The 13,178-nt window shown below is 54.9% G+C and carries 9 protein-coding genes, 2 tRNA genes and 4 rRNA genes; 10 read left to right on the top strand and 5 right to left on the bottom strand.

Annotated features, from left to right (window positions below; translation table 11 throughout):
- The first annotated feature begins 65 nt into the window (after positions 1–65).
- The 5 genes from HYG81_RS45390 (at position 66) to HYG81_RS32315 (ending at position 2,624) form a co-directional block, all read left to right on the top strand.
- On the top strand, positions 66–194 hold the full coding sequence (locus HYG81_RS45390; protein WP_255647592.1) for a hypothetical protein: 129 nt from the start codon (positions 66–68) through the stop codon (positions 192–194).
- 179 nt (positions 195–373) lie between these two features.
- Positions 374–820 carry a group I intron-associated PD-(D/E)XK endonuclease gene (locus HYG81_RS32300; protein WP_180840294.1) on the top strand — a complete coding sequence of 149 codons (447 nt, stop codon included), beginning with the start codon at positions 374–376 and terminating at the stop codon, positions 818–820.
- Positions 811–916, top strand: a tRNA-Ile gene (locus tag HYG81_RS32305). Before HYG81_RS32300 ends, HYG81_RS32305 begins: the two co-directional genes overlap by 10 nt.
- Positions 917–1,780: 864 nt before the next feature.
- Positions 1,781–2,197, top strand: coding sequence for a type IV pilin domain-containing protein (locus HYG81_RS32310; protein ID WP_180840295.1), 417 nt, complete (start codon positions 1,781–1,783; stop codon positions 2,195–2,197).
- A 7-nt stretch (positions 2,198–2,204) separates the two neighbouring features.
- The gene (locus HYG81_RS32315; RefSeq protein ID WP_180840296.1) at positions 2,205–2,624 is read left to right on the top strand and encodes a type IV pilin domain-containing protein; all 420 of its coding nucleotides are present in this window, start codon (positions 2,205–2,207) and stop codon (positions 2,622–2,624) included.
- A gap of 567 nt (positions 2,625–3,191) precedes the next feature.
- Here the strand turns inward: HYG81_RS32315 and HYG81_RS32320 are convergent.
- Positions 3,192–3,527: a hypothetical protein gene (locus HYG81_RS32320; RefSeq protein WP_180840297.1), complete on the bottom strand. Its 336-nt coding sequence runs from the start codon at positions 3,525–3,527 to the stop codon at positions 3,192–3,194.
- Between the two features lie 11 nt (positions 3,528–3,538).
- A complete protein-coding gene (locus HYG81_RS32325; RefSeq protein WP_180840298.1) occupies positions 3,539–3,793 on the bottom strand; it encodes a hypothetical protein in 255 nt (84 codons plus the stop codon).
- Between the two features lie 698 nt (positions 3,794–4,491).
- On the opposite strand from HYG81_RS32325, the gene HYG81_RS32330 reads away from it, so the two are divergent.
- The 5 genes from HYG81_RS32330 to rrf (HYG81_RS32350) all read left to right on the top strand — a co-directional run bounded on the left by HYG81_RS32330 (position 4,492) and on the right by rrf (HYG81_RS32350) (position 9,769).
- A 16S ribosomal RNA gene (locus tag HYG81_RS32330) occupies positions 4,492–5,964 on the top strand.
- A gap of 144 nt (positions 5,965–6,108) precedes the next feature.
- Positions 6,109–6,180, top strand: a tRNA-Ala gene (locus HYG81_RS32335).
- A 226-nt stretch (positions 6,181–6,406) separates the two neighbouring features.
- A 23S ribosomal RNA gene (locus HYG81_RS32340) occupies positions 6,407–9,327 on the top strand.
- Between the two features lie 129 nt (positions 9,328–9,456).
- Positions 9,457–9,578, top strand: a 5S ribosomal RNA gene (gene rrf, locus HYG81_RS32345).
- 69 nt (positions 9,579–9,647) lie between these two features.
- Positions 9,648–9,769, top strand: a 5S ribosomal RNA gene (gene rrf / locus HYG81_RS32350).
- Together the 16S, 23S and 5S rRNA genes with 1 tRNA gene alongside form the textbook arrangement of a ribosomal RNA operon.
- Before the next feature lie 117 nt (positions 9,770–9,886).
- Here rrf (HYG81_RS32350) and HYG81_RS32355 read toward each other — a convergent pair.
- The 3 genes from HYG81_RS32355 to HYG81_RS32365 all read right to left on the bottom strand — a co-directional run bounded on the left by HYG81_RS32355 (position 9,887) and on the right by HYG81_RS32365 (position 12,857).
- Positions 9,887–11,233 (bottom strand): ribonuclease J, encoded by a 1,347-nt coding sequence (locus tag HYG81_RS32355; RefSeq protein ID WP_180840299.1) that lies wholly within the window; start codon positions 11,231–11,233, stop codon positions 9,887–9,889.
- 757 nt (positions 11,234–11,990) lie between these two features.
- Positions 11,991–12,266: a PadR family transcriptional regulator gene (locus tag HYG81_RS32360; RefSeq protein ID WP_180843031.1), complete on the bottom strand. Its 276-nt coding sequence runs from the start codon at positions 12,264–12,266 to the stop codon at positions 11,991–11,993.
- Positions 12,267–12,662: 396 nt separating this feature from the next.
- On the bottom strand, positions 12,663–12,857 hold the full coding sequence (locus tag HYG81_RS32365) for a cold-shock protein (RefSeq protein ID WP_006187181.1): 195 nt from the start codon (positions 12,855–12,857) through the stop codon (positions 12,663–12,665).
- Positions 12,858–13,178: the final 321 nt, after the last annotated feature.

Consider the following 13,178-nt stretch of genomic DNA (forward strand, 5'->3'; position numbering starts at 1 on the left):
TGAGACGAACAGTCAGATCACCTGTAACAGCCTTTATTGAGCACGAGCGCGTGCATTCGACTGCTATGTGTCACCACTTCGAATCCGTGACCGACCTTGACGCCGAGGAGCGCGAGGACGTCCTCGAGTCCCACAGCGAGGCGGAGCTCGAAGCCGAACTGAGTGAGGACGAACTCGAGGCGCTGACTGCGTAGGTCTCGTCTCGAGACGACGGGATCTCGGGGCGGCGACGAATACTCGGTAATCCACTTCTTCCAACCGTGCTTTGAGACTAGCGTAGCGTATTGATCAATCGAAATTTGGGATGATAGTGCTACAAATATATTCTATCCCATAACAAATTTTAAATCCGAAGCCATATCTAAAATCAATAATGAAAGAAGCCTTTCAAGGCCTATCAGAACCGCAGAAAAAAGGCGACGCAACAGAGGGGATTATTAAGGCAGAGTTTCTTTCACGTGGAATTCCTGTTCTTGTCCCTGAGTCGGATAATTTACCGTATGACCTCGTCATTGACAGAGAACCGGATCTACTACGTATTCAATGTAAGACGGCATCCAGTAATGACGATGGCAAAGTTCGATTTGAAACACGGAGTACGAGGGTCAAGACGCAGGGCTACGAGAGAGCAGGATACGATGGGAAGATCGACTATTTCGCTGTGTACAATCCTGTGATTGGAGAAACCTATCTCATACCAATTCAGGATGCTCCAAAAACAGGGATGGAGATCCGGTACCAGAGAACCAAAAACGGCCAGACAGCAAGGGTTAATTGGCACGAGAATTATCTCATAGATACGCAACTATCGGGCCCTTAGCTCAGTCTGGTTAGAGCGCTCGGCTCATAACACAATCTGACTCGTGAGATCGTGTGAGACACCGAGTGGTCGATGGTTCGAATCCGTCAGGGCCCATGGAGTGTCGCGAGCAGATGCGAGCGGCACGGAATGACTCCTGCGGATTCGAACGAGACGACGGCGAGCGAAGCGAGCCGTCGGCGTAGTTACGAATCCGTCAGGGCCCATCCAGATTCTGCACACGGTTTTGAGCCAACCGATTTGTGTTATAGATCATCCGTATCGGTGATTTTCAATTCCTCACGTCGGTGGTTGAGTGCAAACGATGGCTAGTAGTTATCTTGCAAGATTGAGCCACCCGAGAAGATGTTCGCGATGAGTGCGTTCAGTCCCGTGAACTCTGGATCGCCGTAGCCAGCCCCGAGCCAGCCATTGTCTCACGCTGTCTCGAGTCCGCGGACAACATCAGGCGTGCCGCCACCATCAATCCACGTTTGAATTGGAGGTCGTGGTGTGTCCGTTGCGGTCGCGACGGCCTGACATCCCTCTGTGAGTGTTCCCACGGGTCTGAATATGTACCTTCCTAGTAAGTGCGCGCGAAAGCGCGTTTGTCGATCACGGGTACTGTATCGTTCATATGACTATATCACTAGGAAGAACGAAAATCGACACTGGATGAGTACTTGATCAAGAAACCGCAAGACTGCGTGGCTTCAAGGGGGTACTGTAGCTCCTCTATTACCTCTTGATTATCAGATGTGAAAGTGACACCAGGTTCATTTTTCTAACTTTGACTCTCACTATCCCCTACCTATATATGGTCTAAATCTTCTGGTTACTATCAGCATCTACGACGAACGGCAGTGGAAAACGAAGGCGCAAGGACGGCCCCCCAGCCCCCATGCGCCAGTGCATCCAATCAGATGGGTTGGAATAAGTTTTCCTACCGTTCACGACGGTGCTGTGCGGTGGTTCAAAACTATGGACGCAACAAAAATCAGATCAAAGCTGATCGGAAACGACGACGAACGGGCAGTATCGCCTGTCATTGGTGTCATCCTTATGGTGGCAATCACAGTAATTCTTGCAGCTGTGATCGCGGCATTCGTGCTCGATATGGGACAAGGTCAAGGTTCGAATCCCCAAGCTGGATTCGAAGTTGACGAGAGTCCTGACACCTCTGCAGGTGAAATTACGTATACCGTCCGTCTCACATCTATTCAAAACCTTGATGATATGACGGTGCAATGTGACACGAGTTCTCCCGAGAACTCGTTTAGTAGCGCAGGTACAGACGTCGCTGTCGGGAATTCAATCAGTGTGACCTGTACTGACTCGGCTGATGAATCAATGACTATCGTTGGTGAATACGACGGTAGTGAAACTGTAATGAACTAAATTGACAATGGACGCAAAACAACTCAGATTAAAGCTGATCGGAAGTGAAGACGAACGAGCAGTATCGCCTGTTATCGGAGTCATCCTTATGGTGGCTATTACGGTCATTCTCGCAGCCGTAATTGCAGCGTTTGTGCTTGATATGGGACAAGGTCAAAGTGCAAGTCCCCAGGCAGGATACCAGATAAATGATGATGGATCTTCGATTACTGTGAAGATAACATCTATTGAGAACCTAGACCGTGTCGGTGTATACTGTGGTAGTAGGCCTAGTAGTGACTTACCACAAGACAACTATGATACAAGTACTACTGAATGGGTTGAGCCATCAGTAGGAGACTCAATCACTCCTCTCGGAACTTGTTCATCAACAGACGATGTTGAGATCATTGGAGTGTACGATGGCAGTGAATCTACCCTGAACTAATCTAAGAAGAACCTCCTGTTCATTCAGGAGGAATTCAATCGACATTTTAACCCCTATTTCATACTACTATAGAATTTAATATAGAGTATTCAGATAGAATTATCACTTTGTTCTAAGACCTCTCCCTCAAGCTCACCCTCAAGATACGCGTACCCACGGTCGGTGATCTGCTATAGTCCCTTGTTAACGTGATCAACAAGTCTGGCGTTGCGAAGCTTTCCCACCGCGTACTCAGATAGTGCCGCAAATAGGTCTCGAGGATACGGTCATCAGCTTATGTCATCCACGATACCCTCGGTCTTCGCATACAGTCGTGTCCCATGTCGTTACAATCAACCGACGGACAGTGACCGCGCGCCTTCTGGTCCAACGAGCGGCGCACGCGGTTCGTCCGCGAGCCCACAACTTGAGACCATGACGAAACTGACACGCTACCACAGCACGAGTACCGGATACTGTACCGACAGCGAGGCGCTTGAGGTCGCTCCATGAGGACGGCCTCGAGTCACTCTCGCCTGAACGAGCCATCGAGATGTCCCTCGAGAGCCGGCGGGACGAACTGAGCGATCAACCGCTCCCATCCACGGCTCCCGTCTCGAGGCGTTCACGCAGTGGTGCGCCGAGGCAGACATCGAAAACCTGAACGAGGTCACGGGACGCGATTTTTCCGCCGACCGCGTCTGGCGACGGGAAGGGAACGCCGAGGACCGCGAGGAAGTGACGACGATTACCCTTCGTGGGCAGCTCGCAACGCTGCGCGCGTTCCGCCGGTTCTGTGCCGACATCGACGCGGTGCCGGAGGACCTGTTCTCTACGGTGGCGCTCCCGACCGTGTCCGCCGGCGAGGGTGTGAGTGAGACGACGCTCGAGCTCGGTCGGGCCGTCGACATCCCCGGCTCCCACCAGCGGTACGACTACGCTTCGCGGAAGCACGTTCCCTTGCTCTTGGTCACACGGGCGCGCGTGCGAGAGGTACCCGATCGCTCGATCTTCGCGACTGCGTGCTCGAGGGCGAGTCTTCCGGCTTTCAGTTCGGTCACCGACTCGAGACGGATCCGCCGCTCGAGACAGGCGAGACGGGCGAGCGGTGGAACAGTAGCAGTGGCCACGTCGCTGGCGTCCTCTAGGACTCCGTCGACGGCCCATGGGAGGATACGACCGACGACCACGGCCGGTCACCGTTACTGACAACGAGATCAGGCCGGCCATCTCGACGATTCGAGAGACGATGTTCGGAATTGGCTACCGCTGCTGGCGCGGTGCCGATGCCTGTACGATCGTGACCTCGAGGACTGCGAGTCGACGTACTACAGGAGAGTGAGTTCGTGCCTGTCCTCTCGAGGTCGTCCCACGGTGTCTAGAGGGGCTAGGTGACCGTGTCGGGGCTCGAGGATATCGATTTGACCGGAAGCGATCTCAGTACCGTTCATCAAACGTCTCTCTACTCGATAGCGAACTCTTCACTACTGTCTTACAGCTACCATGATCAGGATCGCAATACTGTCCTCTCAGTGTGTGCCACTGACTACCTTCGAACCTGTGGTTCGTAGGCCTTAAGTAGTGATCGGCGATTACAAGTTAATACGAAGATGTGGCGACGGGGCGTTTGGATACGCCGTGTCGTCGCGGACGGTTCGGGTCCGAAGGGGTTATGTACCCCCGATGACCTACAAATACGTCCGAAGGAAATGAGGATCCTACCCCTGCGGTCCGCCGTACAGATAGGATCTGATGTTAGCCTTGGTAGTTCGGTGACGCCCGATCGGTCACTCGATCAGTGTCATCGAACGTGGACCATTTATGTGTGAGTGTGTTTGCAACATTCACCGCCAACAGACCCTCCCAGCCAAGCTGGGAGTTATATAGCATTCCGGTTGATCCTGCCGGAGGTCATTGCTATTGGAGTCCGATTTAGCCATGCTAGTTGCACGAGTTCAGGCTCGTAGCAGATAGCTCAGTAACACGTGGCCAAACTGCCCTATAGACGGCGATAACCTCGGGAAACTGAGGCTAATAGCCGATACAGTTCAACGCCTGGAGTGGCGTGAACTCGAAACGTTCAGGCGCTATAGGATGTGGCTGCGGCCGATTAGGTAGACGGTGGGGTAACGGCCCACCGTGCCCATAATCGGTACGGGTTGTGAGAGCAAGAGCCCGGAGACGGTATCTGAGACAAGATACCGGGCCCTACGGGGCGCAGCAGGCGCGAAACCTTTACACTGCACGCGAGTGCGATAAGGGGACTCCAAGTGCGAGGGCATATAGTCCTCGCTTTTCACCACCGTAAGGAGGTGGTAGAATAAGTGCTGGGCAAGACCGGTGCCAGCCGCCGCGGTAATACCGGCAGCACAAGTGATGACCGCTATTATTGGGCCTAAAGCGTCCGTAGCTGGCCACGCAAGTCTATCGGGAAATCTGCGCGCTTAACGCGCAGGCGTCCGGTGGAAACTGTATGGCTTGGGACCGGAAGACCAGAGGGGTACGTCCGGGGTAGGAGTGAAATCCCGTAATCCTGGACGGACCACCGGTGGCGAAAGCGCCTCTGGAAGACGGATCCGACGGTGAGGGACGAAAGCTCGGGTCACGAACCGGATTAGATACCCGGGTAGTCCGAGCTGTAAACGATGTCTGCTAGGTGTGGCACAGGCTACGAGCCTGTGCTGTGCCGTAGGGAAGCCGAGAAGCAGACCGCCTGGGAAGTACGTCCGCAAGGATGAAACTTAAAGGAATTGGCGGGGGAGCACTACAACCGGAGGAGCCTGCGGTTTAATTGGACTCAACGCCGGACATCTCACCAGCATCGACAATGTGCAGTGAAGGTCAGATTGATGATCTTACTGGAGCCATTGAGAGGAGGTGCATGGCCGCCGTCAGCTCGTACCGTGAGGCGTCCTGTTAAGTCAGGCAACGAGCGAGACCCACACTCTTAATTGCCAGCAACATCCTTGTGATGGTTGGGTACATTAGGAGGACTGCCAGTGCCAAACTGGAGGAAGGAATGGGCAACGGTAGGTCAGTATGCCCCGAATGTGCTGGGCGACACGCGGGCTACAATGGCCGAGACAGTGGGATGCAACCCCGAAAGGGGACGCTAATCTCCGAAACTCGGTCGTAGTTCGGATTGAGGGCTGAAACTCGCCCTCATGAAGCTGGATTCGGTAGTAATCGCGCTTCAGAAGAGCGCGGTGAATACGTCCCTGCTCCTTGCACACACCGCCCGTCAAAGCACCCGAGTGGGGTCCGGATGAGGCCCTGATTCCAGGGTCGAATCTGGGCTCCGCAAGGGGGCTTAAGTCGTAACAAGGTAGCCGTAGGGGAATCTGCGGCTGGATCACCTCCACAGACCGGGACTAGGCCGTCGTGCCTAGCCCACCTTAGCGGATTGCGGTTCCACGTTCGATCGACCACCGTTTGGCCGATCGGGCACCTTAGAACTACCAAGGCTAACACCCAAACCATGCCCGTCTCGATTTGAGATGGGCGTGGGCCCATAGCTCAGTGGTAGAGTGCCTCCTTTGCAAGGAGGATGCCCAGGGTTCGAATCCCTGTGGGTCCATGGCTCGTACTGATCATCGAATCGTGCCCCTTAAGTGGGAGACGGCGCGATGATTGAGTACGACAGAACCGATGCACCACCCCGTGCAAACGTGGGTGGGAAGGGTCAATGCATGCCGCGTCTACGGCGTGCAGATGAGACCGTGTGTACGTGTAGTCCAGGCGTCCACTGGACCCGTTCCCGGGTCACTCTTGAATTACAACTGCAGGTTGCAATTCAGATCCGATGAACGTGGCTACTGTGCCAGCTGGTGGATCGCTCGGCTTGAGAGCTGAAGAAGGACGTGCCAAGCTGCGATAAGCCTGAGGGAGCCGCACGGAGGCGAAGAACTCAGGATTTCCGAATGGGAATCCCCACCGCAATTGCTTCGCGCAATGGGGAACGTCGAGAATTGAAACATCTTAGTATCGACAGGAAAAGAAAGCAAACGCGATGTCGTTAGTAATGGCGAATAAACGCGACACAGTCCAAACCGAAGCCCTTACGGGCAATGTGGTGTTCGGACTGACGATCACTCTCCGAAAGATAACATGAAGTCTCTTGGAATAGAGCACGAAACAGGGTGACAGTCCCGTACTGTTATCGAGTAAGAGACGAGTCAGCTCCAGAGTATCGGGGGTTGGATATCCCTCGTGAATATCGCGGGCATCGACCGCGAAGACTAAACACTCCTCAAGACCGATAGCGAACAAGTAGTGTGAACGAACGCTGAAAAGCACCCCACGAAGGGAGGTGCAATAGGGCGTGAAATCAGTTGGCGATAGAGCGACAGGGCATACAAGGTCCCAGGCAAAATGAATCAGGTGCGAACCTGTAGTAAGAAGTTTGGGAAGCCGGTGTTCTGTCGTACGTTTTGAAAAACGAACCAGAGAGTGTGCCTGTTTGACGAGTCTAACTTGATTATCAAGGAAGGCGTAGGGAAACCGATATGACCGCAGTGCTTTGCACCAGGGTCACCGTGTTCAAGCGCGGGGAGTCAAACGGGCACGACCCGAAACCGGACGATCTAGGCGTGAGCAAGATGAAGCGTGCCGAAAGGCACGTGGAAGTCTGTTAGAGTTGGTGTCCTACAATACCCTCTCGTGACTTACGTCTAGGGGTGAAAGGCCCATCGAGTCCGGAAACAGCTGGTTCCAACCGAAACATGTCGAAGCATGACCTCTGCCGAGATAGTTTGTGGGGTAGAGCGACGGATTGGGGGATCGCACTCCGAGAGGAGTGCGCCCCCCTGTCCAACTCCGAACCTACAAACGTCGTTTGACGCAGGGAGTCCGGTGCACGGGGTAAGCCTGTGTACCGTGAGGGAGACAACCCAGAGCTGGGTTAAGGTCCCCAAGTGTAGACTAAGTGCGATCGAAGGTGGTCTCAAGCCCTAGACAGCCGGGAGGTGAGCTTAGAAGCAGCTACCCTCTAAGAAAAGCGTAATAGCTTACCGGCCGAGGTTTGAGGCGCCCAAAATGATCGGGGCTCAAGTCTACCACCGAGACCTAGCAGCACCATTCACATGGTGATCTCGTAGGTTGGCGTTCTGTTCGGGTGGAAGCACGGTCGAGAGATCGTGTGGACCGTTCAGTAACGAAAATTCTGGTCATAGTAGCAGCGTTAGTCGGGTTAGACCCCCGACGGCCGAACGAGTAAGGGTTCCTCAGCAATGCTGATCAGCTGAGGGTTAGCCGGTCCTAAGTCAGCCCGTAAGTCGAAGCTGACAAAAGGGAAATAGGTTAATATTCCTATGCCAGTGTGCACTCAAAGCCGACGCTTTGGGGCCGCCTCTGCTGGGCCTTCGCCCAGTCTAACTATCGAAATCCGTGGAAACCGTAATGGTACGAAGCGGACGAATGGTAGGATAGCGTAAGAGAGGCCAACCTAGAGCCCGTGAAAAGGCGAGCACACTGTCCGTACCGAGATCCGACACAGGTACTCATGGCGGCGAAAGCCAAGGTCTGTCGGGAGCAACCGACGTTAGGGAATTCGGCAAGTTAGTCCCGTACGTTCGCAATAAGGGATGCCTGCCTCGCGAAGAGGCAGGTCGCAGTGACTCGGGCGCTCCGACTGTCTAGTAACAACATAGGTGACCGCAAATCCGCAAGGACTCGTACGGTCACTGAATCCTGCCCAGTGCAGGTATCTGAACACCCCGTACAAGGGGACGAAGGACCTGTTAACGGCGGGGGTAACTATGACCCTCTTAAGGTAGCGTAGTACCTTGCCGCTTTAGTAGCGGCTTGCATGAATGGATCAACGAGAGCGCCACTGTCCCAACGTTGGGCCCGGTGAACTGTACGTTCCAGTGCGGAGTCTGGAGACCCCCAAGGGGAAGCGAAGACCCTATAGAGCTTTACTGCAGGCTGTCACTGAGACGTGGTCGCCATTGTGCAGCATAGGTAGGAGGCATTACACAGGTAGCCGCGCTAGCGGCTCACCGAGCCATCATTGAAATACTACCCGATGGTGACTGCGACTCTCACTCCTGGCGGAGGACACTGGTAGCCGGGCAGTTTGACTGGGGCGGTACGCGCCTGAAAAGATATCGGGCGCGCCCCAAGATTTCCTCACTCGGGTCGGAGACCCGAGGAAGAGCGCAAGAGCAAAAGGAAGTCTGACAGTGTCGAACACAACGATCGACGCTGACGCGAAAGCGTGGTCTAGCGAACCAATTAGGCTGCTTGATGCGGCCAATTGCTGACAGAAAAGCTACCTTAGGGATAACAGAGTCGTCACCCGCAAGAGCACATATCGACCGGGTGGCTTGCTACCTCGATGTCGGTTCCCTCCATCCTGCCCGTGCAGAAGCGGGCAAGGGTGAGGTTGTTCGCCTATTAAAGGAGGTCGTGAGCTGGGTTTAGACCGTCGTGAGACAGGTCGGCTGCTATCTATTGGGGGTGTTACGGTATCTGACGGGAACGATCGTATAGTACGAGAGGAACTACGATTGGGTGCCACTCGTGTACCGGCTGTTCGAAAGAGCACGTGCCGGGCAGCGACGCACCACGGGGTAAGAGCTGAACGCATCTAAGCTCGAAACCCACCTGGAAAAGAGATACCATTGAGGCCACTCGTAGAAGACGAGTTCGATAGACTCGGGATGTACGCACCAAGGCAACGAGGTGTTGAGTCCGCGAGCACTAATCGGCCAAGCCACACATTCATACATTACATCGCATTGGATCCGTGACGCGAGAACGGGTCCGGACGTAAACTGGACTACACATACACACGGTTTGAGACACACCACCGATATTGGTATGACAGCGGTTCGATTCCGTTGATCGGCGTTAGGGCGGCCACAGCGGCGAGGTCCCTCCCGTACCCATCCCGAACACGGAAGATAAGCTCGCCAGCGTTACGGTGAGTACTGGAGTGCGCGAGCCTCTGGGAAATTCGTTTCGCCGCCTCCACTCATATCGACCAATTCGGTCGAGTTACCGATCGTGGTCTGACGGCGGTTCGATTCCGCCGATCGGCATTACAGCGGCCACAGTGGCGAGGTACCTCCCGTACCCATCCCGAACACGGAAGATAAGCTCGCCTACGTTTCGATCAGTACTGGAGTGCGCGAGCCTCTGGGAAATTCGATTCGCCGCTCCCATTCATACCAACACCCACACAGCAACTGCTGTGTGGGTTTTTGCTTTTTTAACACGATGACGTCGCTACTCGCTATTCGAAATCTGTAAAGAAAGAAAATAGCCGCAGCAGCGGTCGCTTAGACCAGCTGGATGACGTTCCCGTTCGAGGTAACGTGGAGATCGCGACCGAGCTTGTATCCTTGATTGGAGGCGAGGTCGACGTATCCCGAGAAGCCGCTCATGTTCTGGTGGGCCGGGATGACGTGCTCGGGCTGCAGTGCATCGAGCATCTCGTAGTGACCCTCTTGACAGAGGTGGCCCGAGACGTGGACGTCGTCGTAGATGCGTGCGCCCTGCATGCGGAGTAGCTTTTCGGCTTGGTAGCGCTGGCCTTCGTTCGTCGGCTCCGGAATCACGCGGGCGGAGAAGACGACTTTGTCACCGTCCTCCAGTTCGTACGGCGTTTCGCCACGGCCCATTCGGGTGAGCGTCGCTCGAGGCTCGCCTTGATGGCCGGTGACGACGGGCAGGAAGTTCTCCTTGCCTTCGTTCATGATGCGTTCAAACGTCTGCTCGATGGACTGGCGGTAGCCGACCATCTCGACGTCGGAGGGGAAGTCGATCCCGATCTGTTTTGCGGTCCCGGAGTAGGTCTCCATCGAGCGGCCGAGGAGGATCGGCGTGCGATCGATATCTCGAGCGAATTCGATGAGGGATTTCACGCGGGCGATGTGACTCGAGAAGGTGGTGGCGACGATACCGCCGTCGTAGTCCTCCATGCTGTAGAGGACGTCCCGGAGGTGTTCGCGCGCGACGTTCTCGGAGGGGGTCCGCCCCTTCTTGTTCGCGTTGGTACAGTCTTCGATGTAGGCGAGGACGCCCTCGCCTTCGCGGCCGATCTCGCGGAAGCGCTCCATGTCGATCGGGTCGCCGATGACTGGCGTGTGGTCCATCCGTTTGTCGAGCCCGTAGACGACTGCGCCTTCGGGCGTGTGGAGGACGGGATTGATCGCCTGGACGATCGAGTGCGTGACGTTGACGAACTCCAGTTCGACTGCTCCGGAGTCGCCGATCGACATCGTCTCGCCGGCGTCCATCTTGACGAGTTCGTTCTCGGTGTTGAACTTCCCTTCCTCCTCGAGTTCGCCTTTGACCAGTTCGAGCGTGAACGGCGTCGCGACGATGGGTGCGTCGTAACGGTGTGCGAGTTTACTGATCGCACCGATGTGGTCGAGGTGGCCGTGGGTGGGGACGATCGCTTTGACGTCTCCCTCGAGGTCGCTCATGACCCGGTCGTCCGGGATGGCTCCCATATCGATCAGGTCGAGGCTGTGCATTCCTTCGGTTCGGATGTTGTCGTGAATAAGGACCTTCGACAGGTTCAGTCCCATGTCGAAGATCACGATGTCGTCGCCCGCGCGGACAGCCGTCATCTGTCGACCGACTTCTTCGTAACCGCCGATTGTCGCAATTTCAATTTCCATTGTTAGTAGGGCCGATCATAGCAGTCCTGTGGCCAGTCGTGCAGCCAGAATGGCTGCTGGGACGGATGTCCTGCAACGCGAGCATGGCTTCGATCACGTCCTCGGTGGTTCGAATCGAAGGCTCAGTCCCAACTGTGCCAGGGACAGCGCCTATTTCGGTTAGTGAATCAACGACTCTCCCGACGTAAGTAGTTCTGGGTTTTGGGGTCGAAGCGACGCAATTGGGTGGGATCGAGTGGAACAGTGGCCGCTTTCACTTGATGAAAACACCGATCGAGAGGATGATCGGCGGTTCTGTATCGATGGATCGGTTCAGAGCAAACGTGGTGACCCCAGGCGGGAGTCAACCGCGAGAGTGGTACTCGTCGGTCTGTCGATGCGTGTACGGCCCATAGGTGCTGGATCCGGCACGGTTGCTCGAGTCGGCGAAACTCGAGTCGTGGCGGTAATTGAGACTGTTAGTGCCAACCTTTCACACTGACAGCCATCTATCCCCGCCATCTCAGCCCGGAACGGCAGCACGGGTGATCGGGACGAAAATTGCTAGCGAAGTCTCAAACACGGAGGCGAACGAGGCCAGTTCTGGCGAGAAGCTGTCTATCGATGACGCTATCTCGACAGGAGCTACTGTCACACATCCGGTCACAGCGGCTGGTGTCGCGGGATCAGCGACGGGTTCTGTTATCCACTGGTCTCTGTCCCTGTCAGTGGGTGTGACTCGGTAATCGGGACGACTATTGCCGGCGGGTGGGTAGTGTTATTCGTCGATATACTGTTGTTCCCATTCTCGGCGCTGCTCGATAGTCTGCTGGCCACGATTACTGATCTCGTAGTAGTTTGTTCGCCGGTCGAGCTGTCCCTTCTCGACGAGGTCTTTGTTGACTAGTGTATCGAGATTCGGATACAACCGACCGTGATTAATCTCGCTGTTGTAGTATGTCTCGACTTCGTCTTTTACGTCTTGACCGGAGGGCTGATCGGCCCCTGCGATCACGTACAGAAGGTCTCGCTGAAACCCTGTCAGATCGTCCATTTTGTACTCAAGTGAACAAACGGGAACCCGGCTATTTGTTATCGATTTCGTATCAACTGTTCCGCATACGTTCACCGAAGCTAACTAAGTCAATCAGACTAATATCTCACGTTTCATTTCGTAAGGGCATGCTAAATCCGGTTATCTGGCCGCATGTACTGCCTGCCTTGACCGTCATGTCGGTATCTGTTACTCTCCAAAGAAGTGAGAGTGCAGTTTACGGTTGCTCAAACGAAACGCTGCTACTCGAATTGATTGGGTGTCGCGGATCGGCGTTGCTAACACGACAGTTTCGGTTACGTGGTGGCGACGGTACGCAGCTGTCGCTGGCCATCGTGTAGTGCGCTAAAAATGATAGTCGAATGTGAAACGCGTTACCGAACGTGAAAAGCCGTATTACAGGCGGGTGACGTTGGTGGCGCGGGGGCCCTTGGGGGCCTGTTCAATATCGAATTCGATGTCTGTGCCTTCTTCGAGGTCCGGACCGCCAACGTCTTCCATGTGGAAGAAAACGTCATCGTCTGCGTCGTCCGTCTCAATGAAACCGTAGCCGCCTGTGTCGTTGAAGAAATCAACGTTTCCTTTCGCCATTGCATCTCAATCGAGTGCCGGGACACGTATAACAGTTGTGTTATGGATCGTCTGTCGAAACAAAAAGAGTTCAGACGCGAACTCAGTGATAAACTGCCTGTGACGGTGAAAACAGCAAATCTAGCTTTTCTACAAATCTGATATGTTGACACTGGCACTCCCGAACCAGTGCCCCCTCGAGACGGGACACGAGCCGGATCGAGACCGTTTCGAGAGCGCTTATCACGTGGATAAACGGACCAGAACCGACGGATCTCGTCCAGAACGCTCGAACCCGATCAACTGTTCGCCTGGAATCGATTGCGAACCGTCGACGATGTC

The sequence above is a fragment of the Natrinema zhouii genome, assembly GCF_013456555.2.
Lineage (GTDB): Archaea > Halobacteriota > Halobacteria > Halobacteriales > Natrialbaceae > Natrinema > Natrinema zhouii.